General features: G+C 73.9%; 18 protein-coding genes, 1 pseudogene and 1 riboswitch. Of the genes and pseudogenes, 8 read left to right on the top strand and 11 right to left on the bottom strand.

The window, feature by feature from the left end; all coding sequences use genetic code 11:
- Positions 1 to 93: 93 nt before the first annotated feature.
- The 8 genes and pseudogenes from amaP to abc-f form a co-directional block, all read right to left on the bottom strand.
- The gene (amaP, locus tag ACGF5U_RS00245) at positions 94 to 675 is read right to left on the bottom strand and encodes an alkaline shock response membrane anchor protein AmaP (RefSeq protein ID WP_392714345.1); all 582 of its coding nucleotides are present in this window, start codon (positions 673 to 675) and stop codon (positions 94 to 96) included.
- A 5-nt stretch (positions 676 to 680) separates the two neighbouring features.
- Positions 681 to 1,289, bottom strand: coding sequence for a DUF6286 domain-containing protein (locus ACGF5U_RS00250; RefSeq protein ID WP_392714343.1), 609 nt, complete (start codon positions 1,287 to 1,289; stop codon positions 681 to 683).
- A complete protein-coding gene (locus tag ACGF5U_RS00255; protein ID WP_392714342.1) occupies positions 1,286 to 1,909 on the bottom strand; it encodes a hypothetical protein in 624 nt (207 codons plus the stop codon). The genes ACGF5U_RS00250 and ACGF5U_RS00255 overlap by 4 nt, the downstream gene beginning before the upstream one ends.
- Before the next feature lie 8 nt (positions 1,910 to 1,917).
- Positions 1,918 to 2,109 carry a hypothetical protein gene (locus tag ACGF5U_RS00260; RefSeq protein ID WP_392714340.1) on the bottom strand — a complete coding sequence of 64 codons (192 nt, stop codon included), beginning with the start codon at positions 2,107 to 2,109 and terminating at the stop codon, positions 1,918 to 1,920.
- A 21-nt stretch (positions 2,110 to 2,130) separates the two neighbouring features.
- Positions 2,131 to 2,554 (bottom strand): annotated as a pseudogene (locus ACGF5U_RS00265) (Asp23/Gls24 family envelope stress response protein).
- Between the two features lie 178 nt (positions 2,555 to 2,732).
- Positions 2,733 to 3,533, bottom strand: a complete 801-nt coding sequence (locus tag ACGF5U_RS00270) for an enoyl-CoA hydratase/isomerase family protein (RefSeq protein WP_392714339.1) — start codon at positions 3,531 to 3,533, stop codon at positions 2,733 to 2,735.
- 168 nt (positions 3,534 to 3,701) lie between these two features.
- A complete protein-coding gene (locus ACGF5U_RS00275; protein WP_006123601.1) occupies positions 3,702 to 3,923 on the bottom strand; it encodes a helix-turn-helix domain-containing protein in 222 nt (73 codons plus the stop codon).
- Between the two features lie 324 nt (positions 3,924 to 4,247).
- On the bottom strand, positions 4,248 to 5,846 hold the full coding sequence (abc-f, locus tag ACGF5U_RS00280) for a ribosomal protection-like ABC-F family protein (protein ID WP_392714337.1): 1,599 nt from the start codon (positions 5,844 to 5,846) through the stop codon (positions 4,248 to 4,250).
- A gap of 270 nt (positions 5,847 to 6,116) precedes the next feature.
- On the opposite strand from abc-f, the gene ACGF5U_RS00285 reads away from it, so the two are divergent.
- Positions 6,117 to 6,518: a VOC family protein gene (locus tag ACGF5U_RS00285; RefSeq protein ID WP_392714336.1), complete on the top strand. Its 402-nt coding sequence runs from the start codon at positions 6,117 to 6,119 to the stop codon at positions 6,516 to 6,518.
- Positions 6,519 to 6,576: 58 nt separating this feature from the next.
- Here the strand turns inward: ACGF5U_RS00285 and ACGF5U_RS00290 are convergent, their stop codons facing one another.
- The 3 genes from ACGF5U_RS00290 to ACGF5U_RS00300 form a co-directional block, all read right to left on the bottom strand.
- On the bottom strand, positions 6,577 to 8,022 hold the full coding sequence (locus tag ACGF5U_RS00290; RefSeq protein ID WP_392714335.1) for a hypothetical protein: 1,446 nt from the start codon (positions 8,020 to 8,022) through the stop codon (positions 6,577 to 6,579).
- Positions 8,023 to 8,165: 143 nt separating this feature from the next.
- Complete coding sequence (locus ACGF5U_RS00295; RefSeq protein WP_392714334.1) at positions 8,166 to 9,293, bottom strand: alpha/beta hydrolase; 1,128 nt, start codon at positions 9,291 to 9,293, stop codon at positions 8,166 to 8,168.
- A 101-nt stretch (positions 9,294 to 9,394) separates the two neighbouring features.
- Entirely contained in the window at positions 9,395 to 10,045 is a 651-nt protein-coding gene (locus ACGF5U_RS00300; RefSeq protein ID WP_392714333.1) for a class II aldolase/adducin family protein, read from the bottom strand.
- Between the two features lie 267 nt (positions 10,046 to 10,312).
- Here ACGF5U_RS00300 and ACGF5U_RS00305 point away from each other — a divergent pair, with 267 nt between their 5' ends.
- The 7 genes from ACGF5U_RS00305 to ACGF5U_RS00335 all read left to right on the top strand — a co-directional run bounded on the left by ACGF5U_RS00305 (position 10,313) and on the right by ACGF5U_RS00335 (position 18,791).
- Positions 10,313 to 11,596 carry an anion permease gene (locus ACGF5U_RS00305; RefSeq protein ID WP_392714331.1) on the top strand — a complete coding sequence of 428 codons (1,284 nt, stop codon included), beginning with the start codon at positions 10,313 to 10,315 and terminating at the stop codon, positions 11,594 to 11,596.
- Positions 11,597 to 11,608: 12 nt separating this feature from the next.
- The gene (locus ACGF5U_RS00310) at positions 11,609 to 11,830 is read left to right on the top strand and encodes a hypothetical protein (RefSeq protein ID WP_392714329.1); all 222 of its coding nucleotides are present in this window, start codon (positions 11,609 to 11,611) and stop codon (positions 11,828 to 11,830) included.
- 216 nt (positions 11,831 to 12,046) lie between these two features.
- Positions 12,047 to 12,125, top strand: a riboswitch (cobalamin riboswitch).
- A 130-nt stretch (positions 12,126 to 12,255) separates the two neighbouring features.
- Positions 12,256 to 13,206: a cobalamin biosynthesis protein gene (locus tag ACGF5U_RS00315; RefSeq protein ID WP_392714327.1), complete on the top strand. Its 951-nt coding sequence runs from the start codon at positions 12,256 to 12,258 to the stop codon at positions 13,204 to 13,206.
- Positions 13,203 to 14,768: a cobyric acid synthase gene (locus tag ACGF5U_RS00320; RefSeq protein ID WP_392714325.1), complete on the top strand. Its 1,566-nt coding sequence runs from the start codon at positions 13,203 to 13,205 to the stop codon at positions 14,766 to 14,768. The genes ACGF5U_RS00315 and ACGF5U_RS00320 overlap by 4 nt, the downstream gene beginning before the upstream one ends.
- Positions 14,765 to 16,831 carry a putative cobaltochelatase gene (locus tag ACGF5U_RS00325; protein ID WP_392714324.1) on the top strand — a complete coding sequence of 689 codons (2,067 nt, stop codon included), beginning with the start codon at positions 14,765 to 14,767 and terminating at the stop codon, positions 16,829 to 16,831. Before ACGF5U_RS00320 ends, ACGF5U_RS00325 begins: the two co-directional genes overlap by 4 nt.
- Positions 16,831 to 17,439 carry a cob(I)yrinic acid a,c-diamide adenosyltransferase gene (cobO, locus tag ACGF5U_RS00330; RefSeq protein WP_392714322.1) on the top strand — a complete coding sequence of 203 codons (609 nt, stop codon included), beginning with the start codon at positions 16,831 to 16,833 and terminating at the stop codon, positions 17,437 to 17,439. Before ACGF5U_RS00325 ends, cobO begins: the two co-directional genes overlap by 1 nt.
- Complete coding sequence (locus tag ACGF5U_RS00335; protein WP_392714320.1) at positions 17,433 to 18,791, top strand: cobyrinate a,c-diamide synthase; 1,359 nt, start codon at positions 17,433 to 17,435, stop codon at positions 18,789 to 18,791. The genes cobO and ACGF5U_RS00335 overlap by 7 nt, the downstream gene beginning before the upstream one ends.
- Positions 18,792 to 18,799 lie beyond the last annotated feature (8 nt).

Here is an 18,799-nt window from a genome sequence, read left to right on the forward strand (position 1 = left end):
GCGCTCTCACCACGGCGCTCTCACGGCGGCGCTCTCCCGACCGGCGGCGGGCGGGTCCGGGTTCCCCGCGGGGACCAGGTGACGCGGCGCGGATCAGGTGACGCGGCGGGGGCCGTGGCCGGCGGCTCGCAGGCGGGCTTCCGCGGGGAGGCCGCGCAGGCCCGTGGAGCTCCGGGCGTGGGCCAGCACCTCGTCCGTGAGGGCCGCGAGCGCCGCGCCAGGGGAGGCGTAGGGCTCCAGTTGGAGGGTCACGCGCGCCGTCGGCGCCGTACGGCGGCCGGTCAGCCCGACGTGGGCACGGGCCACGCCCTCCAGGGTCTCCGCCTCCTCCTCCATGGCCCCCTCCAGGGCCCGGCCGCGCACCGCCGCCTCCTCGCCGTCCCGGGTGTCGACCAGGATCTCGGCCGGCCGGGGGCGCCGGAACTGGGCGAGCAGCCACACCAGTGCCAGCACCACGAGTACCGCGAGCGCGGCGATGACGACCGGCCACCACCAGCCCTGTCCGCTCCACCGCCGCCGCTCGTCCGCCTCCAGGAGCACCGCGTCCGGGCCGTGCCACGGCCACCACGACGGGACGCCCATGTCGAGGCCGGCCGACAGCACCGCGCCGCCCGCGCAGAGCAGCACCAGCCCGGCGAGGCCGAGCAGCGCCCGGTTGACGGTCCGCAGCGCCATGCCGGTCACCCCTTCCTCTCCGTGCGGACGACCCGCACCGACAGGGCGGGCGACCGGGCCAGGCCCAACTCCTCGACGGCTCCCGCCAGCGCGGCCTCCACGTCGGCGTGCACGTCGTCCAGTTCGCGGAAGTGGGACACGGCCCGTACGACGGCCCTGGCCCGTCGGACCCGGACCCGTACGGACCGTACTCCCGGCACCTCCTGCACCCGGTCGCGCAGGACGAGGGCCACGGCGTCCCGGTCGATACCCGCCCGGACGGACTCGTCGCGGCGGCGCATCGGCAGGACGGCACGCAGCCCCGGCGTGACGGCGAGCGCCAGCAGCCACACGCCGAGGGCGCACGCGGCGGCCGCCGCGCCCAGCATCCGGGCATCGTCGAGGGGCAGCGTCGCAAGGTCGCCGGCGAGCGCGCGCCGCCAGCGCATGGCCGGCCGGTCGGCGCGTACGGCGGCGACGTCGTACAGCAGCAGTCCCGCGCCGACGAGCACCGCCAGCGCCGTCAACCCGGCCGGGACGCGCCGCACGGACCAGAAACGGCCGGTGCCCCGGTGCCCGCGGCGCTCCTCCAGCACGGGTACCGGCGCGGAAGGGGGCTCCCGCACGTCGTTCATCGGACCCTCCCCCGGTCGGCGCGCCGGCCGTACGGGGTGTGCAGCCGCTCCACCTGCACGGTCACCTCGTGCACCGCCAGCCCCGCCAGCGCCTCGACCCGCTCGGTGACGCGGCGGCGGACGGCGCCGCACTGGGCGGCGACGTCGGACGGGTAGGCGAGTTCGAGGGTGACGCCGACGTGCGCGATGCCCCGGTGGACGACCACCGTCGCGTGCGGCCCGGGAACGCCGCCGGGCGGGCCGCCCGCCCCGGAGCGGGCACGCCCGACGGCCGGTACGACGGCCCCGCCGGGCAGGGTGGTCGCGCCGGGCGCCACCGTCCCGCCCGATACGGCGGCGCGGCCGGGTACGACGGGTTCGCGGGCACCCGCGAGCGCCTCCCGTGCCGCCTGAGTCGCGATCTTGGCGACCACTCGGTCGGCGACGGTGGTCGCGCCCCGGTCCGCCGCCGCGATCCGCCCGGCCGGCCCGCTCCGCCAGGCGGCGGCCGGGCCGGCCCCGCTCCCCGGCCGCCCGCCCGAACCGCCCACCCGGCCGACCCCGTCCGTCCCGTCCGCCCTGCCTGTCCCGTCCGTCGCGTCCGTCCCGTCCGCCCTGTCCATCCCGTCCCGCCCGGCCATCACGGCCGTCACCGCCGCCGGTCGCCGCGCTCGCGGACCCGGAAGAAGTCACCGGGCTCCAGGTCGCCGTCGAGGAACCGTCCGGCCACGAAACCGACCGCGCCCATCGCGGCGACCAGCAGGAACGCCCCGAAACCGCCGAAGAACCCGGCGAAGCCGAGCGCCATCCCGGCCACCAGGCCGACCACCGACATGCTCATCGCGCGCTCCTGTCCGCCCGGCTACTGAAGCCGGGGCTCCGGTTCCTCGTCGTCTTCCTCGGGCAGCTTCGCGTCCGTGACGGCGATGTTGACCTCGACGACCTCCAGTCCGGTCATCCGCTCCACGGCCATGACCACGTTCTCCCGTACCGCACGGGCGACGTCGGCGATCGCCACTCCGTAGTCGACGACGATCTCCAGGTCGATGGCCGTCTGCACCTCTCCGACCTCGGCCTTCACCCCGCGCGTGACGGCGGATCTGCCGCCGGGGACCCGGTCGCGCACGGCGCCCAGGGCGCGCGCGGCCCCGCTCCCCAGCGCGTGGACGCCCACGACGTCACGGGCGGCGAGCCCGGCGATCTTCTCGACCACCCCGTCGGTGATGGGTGGTACGGCCGCGCAGGGCGGGATCGCCACCGCCGCCGACCGGTGCCGTGTCGGTCATGGACGTTCGTCCCTTCCGTACGGGATCGACCCCCTTCGCTCACCCTAGGCGCGGTTCGCCGGTACCGCTCCAGAAAGACGGCAGCCCGGAGGAACGCCACAGGGGCGGCTTCCCCGAGTGGGGAGAACCGCCCCTGCGGCAGTCACCGCGGACCTGCGGTGCCGGGCGCGCGGGATTCTCAGTCGGCGAGGCCCGCGAGGTCGCGCAGGCGCCGCGCCTGGGCCGCGCGCTCGGCGACGCGCTGCTCCTCGTAGGTGCGACCGCCCGCGCCGCGGAGCAGGGCCTTGGTCTCGATCACCGCGTCACGGGGCGCCGCCAGCAGCGCGGCCGCGAGGTCCCGTACGGCACCGTCGAGCTCCTCGGCCGGCACGGCCAGGTTGGCGAGACCGATGCGCTCGGCCTCGTCCGCGTGGACGAAGCGGCCGGTGGCGCAGATCTCCAGGGCGCGGGCGTAGCCGACGGCCGAGACCAGCGGGTGCGTACCGGTGAGGTCGGGGACGAGACCGAGGCTGGTCTCGCGCATGGCGAACTGCACGTCCTGCGCGACGACCCGCAGGTCGCAGGCGAGGGCGAGCTGGAATCCGGCCCCGATCGCATGCCCCTGGACGGCCGCGATCGACACGATGTCGTTGCGGCGCCACCAGGTGAACGCCTCTTGGTACTCGGCGATGACGGCGTCGAGCTCGGCGTCGGACGAGCGCGCCAGATCCAGGAACGACGGCTCGCCGTCGAAGCCCTCGGGCGTGAACGCCTGCCGGTCGAGCCCCGCGGAGAAGGACTTGCCCTCACCGCGCAGGACCACGACCCGCACGCTGCCCGGCAGCGACCGCCCGGCCTCGGTCAACGCCCGCCACAGAGCGGGGGACTGGGCGTTGCGCTTGGTCGGGTTGGTCAGGGTCACCGTGGCGACGGCGTCCTCGACGGTGAGCCGTACACCGTCCTTGTCGAGCACTTCGAGGACAGGGTCGAGCGAGGTCATGAGGCCCTCCGGTTCCGGGTCCGGGTACGTGCAGCGAGGATGCGGAGCCGCCTGTCGTCGGACAGGCGACACCCCATAAGTGACTGCACAGTAACCACCCGGCCGACCGCAGGATCGGCCGGGTGGCCCCTGTAGGAACCAGTGGGCCGGATGAGCCGCGCGTGGTCGTCAGGCCGAAGCGGCCTTCTTGCCTCGCGTCGCTCCGCCGCGTCCACGCAGCGTGACTCCGGATTCGCTGAGCATCCGGTGGACGAATCCGTAGGACCGGCCGGTTTCCTCGGCCAGCGCCCGGATGCTCGCACCGGAGTCGTACTTCTTCTTCAGGTCTGCCGCGAGCTTGTCGCGCGCGGCGCCGGTCACCCGGCTGCCCTTCTTCAGAGTCTCGGCCACCCGTGCCTCCTCATGGGAAGTGCGCTCTGGACTTCTCATGATCACCCCTTGTGGGCTTCCTGGCCAGCCATTCGACAAGGTCCGTGACACAAGGTTGGGCCGAATTCCGTGAGCGAAAGCGTCCGGAATCCCCGATTCCGATGGTCGCGATCGCCGCGCGCCACCGAACCCTGCGGAGAAGTGGCAGGTCAGCGGGGGGCGGTAAGGAGCAACCCCGGGCACGGCACCGGACGGCGGAAATCCGCCCGATGCCACGCCGAGGTACCAGAGGCTCTCACTCAGATGAAGGATCACACGTAGGCCGAATGATCCAGACGGGGATGATCAGGCCAGCGCCACGAGATCCGCGTAGTCCGCGCCCCACAGGTCCTCGATGCCGTCCGGCAGCAGAATGATCCGCTCGGGCTGGAGGGCGTCGACCGCTCCCTCGTCGTGGGTGACGAGGACGACCGCGCCCTTGTACGTGCGCAGCGCGCCGAGGATCTCCTCGCGGCTGGCCGGGTCGAGGTTGTTCGTCGGCTCGTCCAGGAGGAGCACGTTGGCGGACGAGACGACCAGGGTGGCCAGGGCCAGACGGGTCTTCTCACCGCCGGACAGCACACCCGCCGGCTTGTCGACGTCGTCGCCGGAGAACAGGAACGAGCCCAGGACCTTGCGGACCTCCACCAGGTCCATGTCGGGGGCGGCGGACCGCATGTTCTCCAGGACCGTACGGTCCGGGTCGAGGGTCTCGTGCTCCTGCGCGTAGTAGCCGAGCTTGAGCCCGTGCCCGGCGGTCACGACGCCGGTGTCCGGCTTCTCGGTGCCGGACAGCAGACGCAGCAGGGTGGTCTTGCCGGCGCCGTTCAGGCCGAGGATGACCACGCGGGAACCCTTGTCGATGGCCAGGTCGACGTCGGTGAAGATCTCCAGGGAGCCGTACGACTTCGACAGGCCCTCGGCGGTCAGCGGGGTCTTGCCGCAGGGCGCCGGGTCCGGGAAGCGCAGCTTGGCCACCTTGTCGGAGACGCGGACGGCCTCCAGGCCCGACAGCAGCCGCTCGGCGCGCTTGGCCATGTTCTGCGCGGCGACGGTCTTCGTCGCCTTGGCGCGCATCTTGTCGGCCTGCGAGTTGAGGGCCGCAGCCTTCTTCTCCGCGTTCTGGCGCTCGCGCTTGCGGCGCTTCTCATCGGCCTCGCGCTGCTGCTGGTACAGCTTCCAGCCCATGTTGTAGACGTCGATCGTGGACCGGTTGGCGTCCAGGTAGAAGACCTTGTTGACGACCGTCTCGACCAGGTCGACGTCGTGGGAGATGACGATGAAGCCACCCCGGTAGGTCTTCAGGTAGTCGCGCAGCCAGACGATGGAGTCCGCGTCGAGGTGGTTGGTCGGCTCGTCGAGGAGCAGGGTGTCGGCGTCCGAGAAGAGGATCCGGGCCAGTTCGATACGGCGGCGCTGGCCACCGGAGAGGGTGTGCAGCGGCTGGCCGAGGACCCGGTCGGGCAGCCCGAGCGCGGCGGCGATCGTGGACGCCTCGGCCTCGGCGGCGTACCCGCCCTTGGTGAGGAACTCGGTCTCCTGGCGCTCGTACTGCCTGAGCGCCTTCTCGCGGGTGGCGCCCTGGCCGGTCGCGATGCGCTCCTCGTTCGTCCGCATCTTGCGGATCAGCACGTCGAGGCCGCGGGCGGAGAGGATCCGGTCGCGGGCGAGGACGTCGAGGTCTCCGGTGCGCGGGTCCTGCGGCAGGTAGCCGACCTGGCCGGAGCGGGCGATGGTGCCGGCGGCGGGGATGCCCTCACCCGCGAGGCACTTGGTGAGCGTGGTCTTGCCGGCGCCGTTGCGGCCAACGAGACCGATGCGGTCGCCTTTGGCGACCCGGAAGGAAGCGGACTCGATGAGAACGCGGGCACCGGCGCGCAGCTCGATGCCGGAAGCGGTGATCACGGACAGACTCCAGGGCGGTATGGACGGCGGAAGGGCGGCAGGTGCGGTGGCTTCGACGCCGGTCTAATGCACAGGGAGAATGGCCATACGGCTCAGTCTAACGGGCGGATGCAACTGCTTTTCCGCCCGAGTTCCGGGGCTGCCCGGCCCTGAGCGGGCGTCGCGTGAGCGGGCGTTGTCAGTGGTGGGTGCCAGACTGAAAACCGGTGAGACGCGGATCACATGAGACCGGGGCGAGGCAGGACGAGAACCGAGAGAGGAGTGATCGGCATGGCTGAGGTGCCGAGCATCTGCCCGACGATCCTGTACGAGGACGCGAAGGCGGCCGTCACGCTGCTGAAGGAGGCCTTCGGGTTCACCGAACGGAGTCTGTACGAGGGCGAGGGCGGCTATGTCGTCCATGCCGAACTGTCCTACGGCAACGGCACGGTGATGCTGGGCACCAAGGGCGGTGAGGGCGTCTTCGCCAAGGCCATGGCGGGCGCGGGGCCGGTCGGGGTGTACGTGGTCGTGGACGACCCGGACGCGCATCACGCCCGTGCCGTGCGGCACGGCGTGGAGATCCTCATGCCGCCCACGGACCAGGACTACGGCTCCCGGGACTACATGGCCCGGGACGCCGAGGGGAACGTCTGGAGTTTCGGGACGTACGCCCCCGGCGCCTCCGGCTAGCCTCCGGGTCCGGGTCCGGACCCGGGACGGGAGGGGTCAGCGGCCGGCCCCGGGGCGGTCACGCCCCGCCGGTGTGCACCTGGAAGGCCGCGCGGCGCATCGCCTTGGCCAGGGCGGGGTCGGGGTGCGCGGCGGCCAGCGCGACGAGGACCTGCACGGTACGGGGGTGGCCGACCGCCCGGACCTCGTCGAGCAGCGCCGGCACGGTGCCCTGCACGGCGGAGTCCAGGTGGCGGACCAGCAGGGTGCTCTCCCCGTGGTCGGCGACGGCCGCCGCGGTGTCCACCCAGAGCCAGGTGGCCTCCTCCCGGGTGAGGACGTCGGCCGCGTCGTCGGGGTCGGCGCCCTCGTGCTCGGCCAGCCACAGCAGGGCGTACGGCCGCAGCGACGGTTCGGCCGCGACCGCGCGTACGTCGTCCTCGGCTGCGGTTCCGACGACGCGCAGCGCCTCGAAGGCGAGGCCGCGCAGCAGGGCGTCCTCGCCGCGGGCGACGGTGAGGAGCTCGGTGACGGCGCTGCGCGCGGGGCGGGCGGCCAGCCAGGCGCGGTACTCGGCACGGGCGGGGCCGGGGGTGAGCCGGGCGGCGCCTCGGAGCATGTCCTCGGCGGACTGCTCGATATGGCCGGCGGGGCTCTGCGCGGCGACGCAGATCTGTTCCAGCTTCACCCAGACCGCCCAGTTGCCGAGCGGGGTCAGGGTGGCCTGGCCGTAGCCGAGGGTCAGCGCCCCGACGGCGGCGAGGCCCTCCAGGGCCCAGTCGAGCAGCCGGGACAGGGACGCGGGTGCGAGCGGGAGTCCGGGCACCGGCCCGGAGGACGGCCCGGCCGCCCCTGGGGCGTCCGGGGCCCCGGACGCCCCGGCTGAGGGGTACGGCTCGGTCGACGGGTAAGGCTCCGGCACCTCGCAGCGCTCCTCGCGGAGCTCCTCGACGCGCTGCTGGAGCAGGTCGAGCAGGGCGGGCACTGCCACCGGACCGGCGGAGAGCTGGAGGAGGGAGAGCACCTGGGGGACGGCTTCCACGACCTCGGCGACCGAGGTGGGGGCGGCGTCGGCCGGCGCCGGGTGGACGAGCGACCAGGCGTCGAAGAGGGCGACCCAGCCGCGCAGCACGGCGCTGTCGTCGCGGTCCCAGGCGCGCAGCCGCCAGCCGGGGCGGGCGGTGCCGCCGTGCAGTTCGACGAGTCCGGCGAGCCGTGCCCGGTCCCAGCCGGCGCGGATCTGGTCCGGCGTCAACCGCAGGGCCTCGGCGGCCCGTTCCTGGGCGGGAACGGTCGTGGGGCCCCGGTCGACGGCGGCCCAGCGGGCGATGCGTACGGCGTCCGCGAGGACGCGCCTGGCCTGACGGGCCAGCTCGGCCGGAGGTGGCGTGCCCTCCGGCGGTCGCGGCGCCGGACGCATACGCCGGGTCGTCACGGCCCGTCGGGCCGTCGCCAGAGGCCGCGGACGGACGAGTCGGAGTCTGGAGTTGCGCGCCAATTGCTCATCAGGCTTTCGAGACGTCACGGGAGCAGTCTTCCCGCTGACGGCCCGAAAGCCCAAACGGAATGCGGTTCGCCGGTGCGTGGCCGCCCCGGAGGCGCATACGGGGAGCGGGGTGAGGCCGGAGGACGGGCGGGACGAGCGCCGGAGGAGAGGCCGGGGAGGCGCTAGACGAGAGGGGTGAGGAAGCGGCGCAGGGCCTCCTCGTAGCGGTCCGGGTCGGCGTTCCACATGGCCGCGTGGGGTGCGCTCCTGACGGTGTGGAGCGTGACGAGCCCGGGGCGGCGCTCGGCGAGCTCCCGGGACCGGTCCCAGGGCGCGATGTGGTCGTCGGGGCCGTGGAAGACGAGGGTCGGAACGCGCAGGGCGTCGGGGTCGGCGGCCTCGCGGAGACCGTCGCCGTGCGGGCCCGTCCTGCCCTCGGCGGCGCGGACGGCGAGCGGCAGCAGGAAGGAGGGGACGCGGCGCGCCCCCGCGAGGGCGCGCACGGTGGCCTCCCGGTCGAGGACGGGTGAGTCCAGGACGAGGCCGATGACGCGGTCGCGCACTCCGCTGCGGGCGGCCGCGTGCAGGGCCATGGTGGCGCCGGTGGACCAGCCGTGGAGGACGATGCGCCGGGCGCCGTGCCGCGCGGCGTGGCGGATCGCGGCGTCCAGATCACGCCACTCCGAGTCGCCGAGGTGGCCGAGCCCGTCGGCCGGGCGGGGGGCGCCGGCGTCCCCCCGGTAGGAGGGCGCGAGGACGGGGAGGCGGCTGCGGGTGAGGAAGCCGATCAGGTTCATGGTGTGCTCGCGGGTGGTGCCCAGGCCGTGCACGGTGATCACCCAGGTGCCTCGGGTGCCGGGGAGGTGCCAGGCGGGCAGGGTGCCGAGCTCGCCGGGGACCTCCCAGTCCTGGTGGTCGAGGCCCAGGGCGGTGGCGGGGGTGCCCGCGTACAGCTGGGGGGTGAGCCGGACGCGGCTGCCGGCGGCGAGGGTGCCGTGGTGGACACCCTCCAGACGGCGTACGACGGTGTCGGCCGAGTGCGGTACCCCGTCCAGGACGGGGCCGACGACGGCGTGGACGCCGGGCCCCTCCAGGCCGTACGTGCCGGGGCGCAGCGAGACGAGTCCCCTGGTCAGGGTGATCCGCCCGGGTGCCGTGGCGTGCACGGTCAGCGCGGGTTCGCCGGGGAGGGGGCGGCCGGGCCTGGGCTTGAGGGCGGCGTCACTGGCGTACCGGCCGGCGGCCACGGCTGCCGCGCCGGCGCCGATCAGGGTCGTGACGGCCGCTGCCGTCGCTGTAGCTGGGCGCACCGTTCCAGTCTCGGTTCGCCCGCCCGCCGCTGCCAGCGGAAGGCCGCCGCCCGGTTCCCGGCCGCGTCGGCCGGCCGGGGTGAGCGCCCCGGCGGGGCCGGTCAGTCGTGGCGGCCGTAGCCCTGGAGTTTGCGGGCGGCCCGGTCGAGTTCGGCGGGGGTCAGGAGGGTGGGTGTGTGGCCGGGGACCGAGCTCGCGGTGAGCCACAGCCGGCACATCCACTCCAGCTGCGCGGTGCGGTCGTATGCCTGGTCGAGTGAGTCGCCGTAGGTGACGGTGCCGTGGTTGCGCAGGAGGCAGCCGGTACGGCCGCTGAGGGCGCGCATCATGCCGTCGGCGAGTTCGCGGCTGCCGTACAGGGCGTACGGGGCGACCCGCACGGGTCCGCCGAGTGCGCCGGTCATGTAGTGGACGGGCGGCAGCTCGGGCACGAGCGTGGAGACGGCCGTGGCGTGCACGGCGTGGGTGTGCACGACCGCGCGGGCGTCGGTGCCCCGGTAGATCGCCAGGTGCATGGGGAGTTCGCTGGTGGGCGTGAGCCGTCCGCGCACCCGGTGCCCGTCGAGGTCGACGGCGACCGTGTCGGCGGGCGTGAGCCGGTCGTACGGAACACCGGTCGGGGTGACGAGCACCAGGTCCCCGACGCGTACGGAGACATTGCCCGAGGTGCCGACGACGAGTCCGTCCGTGACGGTTCTGCGGGCGGTGGCGACGAGCGCGTCCCAGGCCCCTTCGATCGGGTGATGCGTCATGCGCCGATCCTGACAGCCCGCGGGTGGTGGCACGGCGGGCGAATCGTCCGGAGTGACCAGGATCTCTTCAGTGTGACCCGTGGTGTCCCCCCGTGGGGCCCGCGCCCCGGGAAGCCCCGGGAAATGGGGGTCCAGGGGTGACCGGCCGGTAAACGGAATGACCAGAACCCGCTTCGGGACACCCCTCGGCCCGCGTCAGTTCACCTTCCGTTCACCCAGGTTACCTACGTTCGGCGGGCTACTGACGTCGAACGATTGCCTGGGTAAATGGAACACATCACGCTGCTGCTTGCGATTGTGATCGTGACAGCTCTCGTGTTCGATTTCACGAACGGTTTCCATGACACCGCCAACGCGATGGCGACGACCATCTCGACAGGCGCTCTGCGGCCCAAGACGGCGGTGGCCATGTCCGCCGTGCTCAACCTGGTGGGCGCGTTCCTCTCCGTCGAGGTCGCCAAGACGATCTCCAGCGGTCTGGTGAACGAGGAAGGCATCAAGCCAGAGGTGATCTTCGCGGCGCTCGTCGGCGCCATCCTGTGGAATCTGCTGACCTGGCTGGTCGGCCTCCCCTCCAGCTCCTCGCACGCCCTCATGGGCGGTCTGATCGGCGCCACCATCGCCTCGGTCGGCCTCAGCGGCGTCAACGGCGGCGTGGTGGTCACCAAGGTCCTCATCCCGGCCGTCGCCGCCCCGCTCGTCGCGGGTCTCGCCGCGATGCTCGCCGCCCGGCTGACGTACAAGGCCGACGCGAACGTGGACGAGAAGACCGGCGCCAAGGGCTACCGCGCCGGCCAGATCGCCTCCGCCGGCCTGGTCTCCCTCGCCCACGGCACGAACGACGCGCAGAAGACGATGGGCATCATCACCCTCGCCCTGGTCACCGGCGGCGTGCTCGCCCCCGGCTCCAACCCGCCGGTCTGGGTCATCGTCTCCGCCGGTGTGGCGATCGCGCTGGGCACCTACCTGGGCGGCTGGCGCATCATCCGCACCATGGGCAAGGGCCTGACCGACCTGCAGCCGCAGCAGGGCTTCGCCGCGCAGACCAGCGCCGCGGCCGTGATCCTCTCCTCCTCGAACCTGGGCTTCTCGCTCTCGACGACGCACTCCTGCTCCGGCGCCGTGATGGGCGCGGGCCTGGGCCGCAAGGGCGGTGTCGTCCGCTGGTCGACCGCCACCCGGATGTTCGTCGCCTGGGGTCTGACCCTGCCGGCCGCCGGTCTGGTCGCCGCCGGTTCGGAGTTCGTGACCAAGCAGGGCGACTGGGGTGTCGCCGCCGTCGCGGTCTTCCTCGTCGCCTCCTGCGTCGCGATCTGGTTCTACTCCCGCCGCCAGGTCGTCGACCACACCAACGTGAACGACGTCGAGACCGAGGCCCCGGGCGTCGTGACCACCGCGATCGCGGCCGTCACCCCGCCCCCCGCGGGCGCCCTCGCCGCCGAGGCCGCCGACGCGGACGGCATCAAGACCACCATCCCGGCTCCGGCCACGGCGGCTGCGGCTGCGGCCGCGGCCGCGGCGACCGACGCGGCCCCCACGGCCGCGGTGTAAGGAAAGAACGCCATGAAGATCGACTGGGCAGCTCTCGGCTCCGTTTTCGGTGTGAGCCTCGTGGCCACCATCGCCCTGGTGGGCCTGTTCACCCTCGGTATCGCGGGCCTCTCCAAGCAGGAGCAGGCATCGGCGCAGGGCGGTTCCGCCGCCCTGGCCCGCACCGGCGCGTACGCCTGCTTCGCGCTGTGCGCGGCGGCCGTCGCCTTCGGTATCTATCTGATCGTGTCGTGATCCGTCCGATCGTGTCGTGACACGGCATCCGTCCCGTCCGCGACGGCCGGGACGACGATGTCCGATCGTGCCCGGCGGGGCCGGTCCCACCGCTTCGGTGGACCGGCCCCGCCGTCGTGCTGTGGGGCTCGGCACACTGTCCCGCCGCAGGTCAAGAGTGAGTTGACGGGCCTTCGCGGGGCGTGGTGGACTGCCCGGGCCAACTACGGCGGCAGCAGAGGAAGCCGGTGGAAATCCGGCGCGGTCCCGCCACTGTCACCGGGCGACGCCCCGCGTCCCCGGAAGCCAGGAACTCTCGCCGCCGGTCACGTCGAGCCAGGGCGCGGACCCTGAGTGAGGACAATGCGCCATGTCCGGCAGCCTCTTCCCCTTGCCAGGAACCTCGTGCACGAACGGTCTGCCCGGCACAGCGGTCGGCTGAGCCGATGCGACCCGATCGAGCATTCGCGTACGGAGCCACCGCCGGACTCCTCGGCGACCTCCTTCTCGGCGATCCCCGCCGCGGCCACCCGGTGGCCGCGTTCGGGCGGGCCGCGAGCGCGGTGGAGCGGACGTTGTGGCGCGACCATCGCGGCTGGGGCGCCCTGCACACCGCCGTGTGCGCCGGAGGCACGGTGGGTGCCGCCGCGCTCGCCGCGCGGGCCGTACGGGGCCGGAACGCCGCGTCCGTCGCGCTGACCGCCGCCACCGTGTGGGCCGTCGTCGGCGGTACGTCGCTGGGGCGCGAGGCGCGCGCCGTCGGCGGGGCGCTGGCCGCCGGAGACCTGGACGTCGCCCGTGAACGGCTGCCGCACCTGTGCGGCCGCGACCCGCAGGCGCTGGACGGTCCCGGCATCGCCAGGGCGGTCGTGGAGTCCGTCGCCGAGAACACCTCCGACGCCGTGGTCGGCGCCCTCGTGTGGGGCGCGCTCGGCGGCGTGCCGGGCCTCGCCGGGTTCCGGGCGGTGAACACCCTGGACGCGATGGTCGGTCACAAGTCGCCGCGCCACCGCCGCTTCGGCTGGGCGTCGGCCCGGCTCGACGACGTGGCCGGCTGGCCGGGCGCCCGGCTCACCGCCGGGCTCGCCGTACTCGCGGGCCGCGACCCGCGCGGAGCCGTTCGCGCCTGGCGGGCCGACGCCCGCAGGCACCCGAGCCCGAACGCGGGCCCCGTGGAGGCGTCGTTCGCGGGAGCCTTGGGCGTACGGCTGGGGGGAACCCTCTCGTACGGGGGGCGGGTCGAGCACCGGCCGGTCCTGAACGAGGAGGGACGGGCCGTCGACGTGGCGGACATCGAACGGGCGGTGCGGCTGTCGCGCCGGGTGAGCGTGCTGGCGCTGGCGGTCTGCGCCGGCGGGCGGCTGGCGTACGGCGCGTGGAAGCGGAGGACTTCATGAGGGGTGGGGGGCTGCTCGTCGCGGGGACGACCTCCGACGCGGGCAAGAGTGTCGTGACGGCCGGCATCTGCCGCTGGCTGGTCCGGCAGGGCGTGAAGGTCGCGCCGTTCAAGGGGCAGAACATGTCCCTCAACTCGTTCGTGACGCGCGAGGGCGCGGAGATCGGGCGGGCGCAGGCCATGCAGGCGCAGGCGGCGCGCGTCGAGCCGACCGCGCTGATGAACCCGGTGCTGCTCAAGCCCGGCAGCGACCGCTCCAGCCAGGTCGTCCTCATGGGCAGGCCGGTCGGCGAGCTGACCGCCCGCGGCTACCACGGGGGCCGGCAGCAGGCGCTGCTCGGCACGGTCGTGGAGTGCCTGGAAGAGCTGCGGGCCACGCACGACGCCGTCGTCTGCGAGGGCGCCGGCAGCCCCGCCGAAATCAATCTGCGCCGCAACGACATCGTCAACATGGGCATCGCGCGGGCCGCGCGCCTCCCCGTCGTCGTGGTCGGCGACATCGACAGGGGCGGCGTCTTCGCGCAGTTCTTCGGGACGACGGCGCTGCTGGCCCCGGAGGACCAGGGACTGATCGCCGGATACCTGGTGAACAAGTTCCGCGGTGACGTGACGCTGCTGGAGCCCGGGTTGGACATGCTGTACGACCTGACCGGGCGGCGGACGTTCGGCGTCCTGCCGTACGCGCACGGGCTCGGCATCGACGAGGAGGACGGGCTCCGCGTCTCCCTGCGGGGGGCCGTCCGCGAGTCGGTCGTCGCGCCGCCGGTCGGTGAGGACGTGCTGCGCGTCGCCGTGTGCGCGGTACCGCTGATGTCGAACTTCACGGACGTCGACGCGCTGGCCGCGGAGCCGGGTGTCGTCGTGCGGTTCGTCGACCGGCCCGAAGAGCTCGTGGACGCCGACCTCGTCGTCGTGCCGGGTACGCGCGGCACGGTGAGGGCGCTGGCGTGGCTGCGCGAACGGGGCCTCGCCGACGCGCTGGCGCGGCGCGCGGCCGAGGGGCGGCCCGTACTCGGCGTCTGCGGCGGCTTCCAGGCGCTGGGCGAGCACATCCGGGACGACGTCGAGTCCCGGGCGGGCGAGGTGGCCGGGCTCGGACTGCTTCCCGTACGCGTGCGGTTCGCGCCCGAGAAGACCCTCGCGAGACCGGTGGGCGAGGCGCTCGGCGAGCGGGTGGAGGGGTACGAGATCCACCACGGTGTCGCCGAGGTGACCGGCGGTGAGCCGTTCCTGGACGGCTGCCGGGTGGGCGCCGTCTGGGGCACCCACTGGCACGGCTCGCTGGAGAGCGACGGCTTCCGCCGGGCGTTCCTGCGCGAGGTCGCCAGCGCCGCCGGGCGACGGTTCGTCCCGGCGCCCGACACCTCGTTCGGCGCGCTGCGCGAGGAGCAGTTGGACAGGCTCGGCGACCTGATCGAGGAACACGCGGACACGGACGCGCTGTGGAAGCTCATCGAGTCCGGCGCACCCTCAGGACTCCCCTTCATCCCGCCCGGAGCACCCGGAACACCCGCACCGTCCGCCGCACCCGGAGCACCCGGAACCCTCGGAGCACTCGCATGAGCCACGCACCCCACTATCCGTTCACCGCCGTCGTCGGCATGGACGACATGCGGCTGAGCCTGCTGCTCAACGCCGTCGCACCAAACATCGGCGGTGTGCTGGTCCGAGGTGAGAAGGGCACCGCCAAGTCGACGCTCGTACGCTCTCTCGCCTCTCTGCTGCCCGCCATGGACGTCGTCCCGGGCTGCCGATTCTCCTGCGCACCCGAAGCGCCCGACCTGGAGTGCCCTGACGGGCCGCACGAGCGGGGGGCGGGCGTCTCGCGTCCGACGCGGTTGGTCGAGCTGCCCGTAGGCGCCTCCGAGGACCGGCTCGTCGGCGCGCTCGACATCGAACGGGCGCTGTCCGAGGGCGTGAAGGCGTTCGAGCCGGGGCTGTTGGCGCGGGCGCACCGGGGGATCCTGTACGTCGACGAGGTCAATCTCCTCAACGACCACCTCGTCGATCACCTGCTGGACGCCGCCGCCATGGGGGCCTCCCACGTCGAGCGTGAAGGCGTCTCCGTGCGGCATGCCGCGCGGTTCCTGCTCGTCGGGACCATGAACCCCGAGGAGGGTGAGCTGCGGCCGCAGCTGCTCGACCGGTTCGGGCTGACCGTGGAGGTGGCCGCTTCGCGGGACCCGGAGCAGCGGGTCGAGGTCGTGCGGCGGCGGCTCGCGTACGACGACGACCCGGCCGGGTTCACGGCGCGCTGGGCCGGTGACGAGGCCGCGCTGCGGGAGCGGATCGTGGCCGCGCGAGCGCTGCTGCCGCAGGTGGTGCTGGGCGATGACGCGCTGCGCCAGATCGCCGCCACCTGCGCGGCGTTCGATGTGGACGGCATGCGCGCCGACATCGTGATGGCCCGGACCGCGACGGCGCTCGCCGCGTGGGCGGGGCGGACCGATGTGACCGTGGACGACGTACGGCAGGCGGCGCTGTTGGCGCTGCCGCACCGGCGGCGGCGGAACCCCTTCGACGCGCCGGGCTTGGACGAGGACAAGTTGGACCAGACGCTGGAGGAGTTCGGCGGCGGGGACGACGAGCCCGAGCCTGACCCGGAGGGTCCGGGGGATGGTCCCGGTGGCGGTGGTGGCGTGCCGCCGCAGTCGCAGGGGCCCGACGCGGGAGAGGGGCAAGGGCAGCAGCCGGAGCCCGAGTCGTCCCCGGGTGCCGCCCCCTCCCCCGGTGCGGGCCCCGCCCCCGAGCAGGGGGGTACCCCCCGCCCGAGCGAAGCCGAGAGCTCGGGGGAACCCGTCAAGGCGGCCGAGCCGTTCCGTACGAAGGTGCTGACCGTGCCTGGTCTCGGCGACGGTGCCGCCGGGCGCCGCTCCCGGGCCCGCACCGAGCAGGGGCGGACGACCGGGGCGCGCCGCCCGCAGGGCGCCCTGACGAAGCTGCACCTCGCGGCGACCGTGCACGCCGCCGCCCCGCACCAGCGGGCTCGGGGCCGGTCGGGCCCGGGGCTGGTCGTCCGGCGCGACGATCTGCGGCAGGCGGTGCGCGAGGGGCGCGAGGGCAACCTCGTGCTGTTCGTGGTGGACGCGTCCGGTTCGATGGCGGCCCGGCAGCGGATGGGCGCCGTGAAGGGCGCGGTGCTGTCGCTGCTGCTGGACGCCTACCAGCGGCGCGACAAGGTCGGTCTGGTGACGTTCCGGGGCAAGGGCGCCGATGTGGCGCTGCCCCCGACGTCCTCGGTGGACGCGGCGGCGGTACGGCTGGAGCGGCTGCCGACCGGTGGGCGGACCCCGCTGTCGGCGGGGCTGCTGAAGGCCCATGAGGTGCTGCGGGTGGAGCGGCTGCGCGATCCGGCGCGGCGGCCGCTGCTCGTCGTCGTCACGGACGGCCGGGCGACCGGCGGTGGCCCGGACCCGCTGCGGCTGGCGGCGCGTGCCGCGGGTCTGCACGCCGCCGACGGCACGGCGTCGGTCGTCGTGGACTGCGAGACGGGGCCCGTACGGCTGGGTCTCGCCGGGGAACTGGCCCGTAACCTCGGGGGCTCCGCCGTCACGCTGGACGAGTTGCGCGCCGATTCGATCGCCGGGCTGGTCAAGGACGTTCAAGGAAGCAGGAGGGCCGCATAGTGCCGCAGGGACAGCCGACCGTCGTACCTGACGACGGTCTGACGACACGTCAGCGCCGCAACCGGCCGCTGGTGATGGTGCACACGGGCGTCGGGAAGGGCAAGTCGACGGCCGCGTTCGGGATGGCGCTGCGCGCCTGGAACCAGGGCTGGCCCGTCGGGGTGTTCCAGTTCGTCAAGTCGGCGAAGTGGAAGGTCGGCGAGGAGAACGCGCTGAAGGCCCTCGGCGAGACCGGCAAGGGCGGGACCGTCACCTGGAACAAGATGGGCGAGGGCTGGTCGTGGATCCAGCGCGACCCCAAGGACGGCGAGCCGTCGCACGAGGAGAAGGCCCGGGAGGGCTGGGAGCAGGTCAAGCGGGACCTGGCCGCGGAGACGTACCGGTTCTACGTGCTGGACGAGTTCGCCTACCTGCTGCACTGGGGCTGGGTGGACACGGCCGAGGTGGTCGAGGTGCTGCGGAACCGTCCCGGTCAGCAGCATGTGGTGATCACCGGGCGCAACGCGCCTCCGGAGCTGGTGGACTTCGCCGATCTCGTCACCGACATGTCGAAGGTCAAGCACCCGATGGACGCGGGTCAGAAGGGCCAGCGGGGCATCGAGTGGTAGCGGTAGCACGTCTCGTCATCGCCGCGCCGTCGTCGGGGGCGGGCAAGACCACGGTCGCGACCGGTCTGATGGCCGCGCTCGCGGGGCGGGGTCTCGCGGTGTCGCCGCACAAGGTCGGACCCGACTACATCGACCCGGGCTACCACGCGCTCGCGACGGGGCGCCCCGGCCGGAACCTCGACGCGTTCATGTGCGGTACGGACCTGGTCGCGCCGCTCTTCGCGCACGGTGCGCGCGGCTGTGACGTGGCCGTGGTCGAAGGGGTCATGGGTCTGTACGACGGCGCCGCCGACCAGGGCGAACTGGCGTCGACGGCGCAGGTGGCGAAGTTGCTGAAGGCACCGGTGGTGCTGGTGGTGGACGCGTCGTCCCAGTCGCGGTCGGTGGCCGCGCTGGTGCACGGGTTCGCGTCCTGGGACCCGGAGGTGCGGATCGGCGGGGTGATCCTGAACAAGGTCGCCACGGACCGGCACGAGCACCTGCTGCGCGAGGCGCTCGGCGAGTCGGGAGTGCCGGTGCTGGGCGTGCTGCGGCGGGCGCCCGCCGTGTCGACGCCGTCCCGGCACCTGGGCCTGGTCCCGGTGGCGGAGCGGCACGCCGACGCGGTGGACGCGGTGCGGGCGCAGGCCGAGCAGGTACGGGCGGGGTGCGACCTGGACGCGCTGCTGGCGCTGGCGCGGAGCGCGCCGGAGCTGCCGGGGCCCGCGTGGTCGCCGGACGTGGAGCCGGTCACGGCCGAGCGGCCGGTCGTCGCCGTGGCCGGTGGGGCCGCGTTCACGTTCTCGTACGCGGAGCACGCCGAGCTGCTGACCGCTGCCGGCGCCGAGGTGGTGCCGTTCGATCCGCTGCGGGACGAGAGACTCCCCGACGGCACGCGCGGGTTGGTGATCGGTGGCGGCTTCCCCGAGATGTACGGGCCCGAGCTGTCGGCGAACGCGGCGCTGCGCGAGGCGGTCGCGACGCTGGCACGGTCGGGTGCGCCCGTCGCGGCCGAGTGCGCGGGGCTGCTGTACCTGGCCAGGTCCCTGGACGGCCGCCCCATGTGCGGGGTGCTGGACGCGGACGCGCGGATGTCGGAGCGGCTGACGCTGGGCTACCGGGACGCGGTGGCGCTGCACGACAGTCCGGTGGCGGCGTCCGGGACGCGGATGCGGGGCCACGAGTTCCACCGCACGGTGCTGGAGCCGGGCGCGGGTCCTTCGCCGGCCTGGGGGATGCGGGTGCCGGAACGGCGGGTGGAGGGCTTCGTCCGGGGCGGGGTGCACGCGAGTTACGTGCATACGCACTGGGCGGCGGTACCGGAGACGGCGCGCCGGTTCGTCGGGTTCTGCGCCGGGCCAGGCGAGCGCTGAGAGTCGTC

It is taken from the genome of Streptomyces sp. NPDC047886 (assembly GCF_043204435.1).
Lineage (GTDB): Bacteria > Actinomycetota > Actinomycetes > Streptomycetales > Streptomycetaceae > Streptomyces.

What these genes read in the sequence shown, in the direction of transcription:
- ACGF5U_RS00255 (WP_392714342.1), bottom strand. Translation starts at nt 1,909, where the DNA reads ATGGCCGGGCGGGACGGGATGGACAGGGCGGACGGGACGGACGCGACG.
- ACGF5U_RS00325 (WP_392714324.1), top strand. Translation starts at nt 14,765, where the DNA reads ATGAGCCACGCACCCCACTATCCGTTCACCGCCGTCGTCGGCATGGAC.
- ACGF5U_RS00320 (WP_392714325.1), top strand. Translation starts at nt 13,203, where the DNA reads ATGAGGGGTGGGGGGCTGCTCGTCGCGGGGACGACCTCCGACGCGGGC.
- ACGF5U_RS00260 (WP_392714340.1), bottom strand. Translation starts at nt 2,109, where the DNA reads ATGAGCATGTCGGTGGTCGGCCTGGTGGCCGGGATGGCGCTCGGCTTC.
- ACGF5U_RS00310 (WP_392714329.1), top strand. Translation starts at nt 11,609, where the DNA reads ATGAAGATCGACTGGGCAGCTCTCGGCTCCGTTTTCGGTGTGAGCCTC.
- ACGF5U_RS00250 (WP_392714343.1), bottom strand. Translation starts at nt 1,289, where the DNA reads ATGAACGACGTGCGGGAGCCCCCTTCCGCGCCGGTACCCGTGCTGGAG.
- ACGF5U_RS00305 (WP_392714331.1), top strand. Translation starts at nt 10,313, where the DNA reads ATGGAACACATCACGCTGCTGCTTGCGATTGTGATCGTGACAGCTCTC.
- ACGF5U_RS00270 (WP_392714339.1), bottom strand. Translation starts at nt 3,533, where the DNA reads ATGACCTCGCTCGACCCTGTCCTCGAAGTGCTCGACAAGGACGGTGTA.
- ACGF5U_RS00300 (WP_392714333.1), bottom strand. Translation starts at nt 10,045, where the DNA reads ATGACGCATCACCCGATCGAAGGGGCCTGGGACGCGCTCGTCGCCACC.
- amaP (WP_392714345.1), bottom strand. Translation starts at nt 675, where the DNA reads ATGGCGCTGCGGACCGTCAACCGGGCGCTGCTCGGCCTCGCCGGGCTG.
- ACGF5U_RS00315 (WP_392714327.1), top strand. Translation starts at nt 12,256, where the DNA reads ATGCGACCCGATCGAGCATTCGCGTACGGAGCCACCGCCGGACTCCTC.
- ACGF5U_RS00285 (WP_392714336.1), top strand. Translation starts at nt 6,117, where the DNA reads ATGGCTGAGGTGCCGAGCATCTGCCCGACGATCCTGTACGAGGACGCG.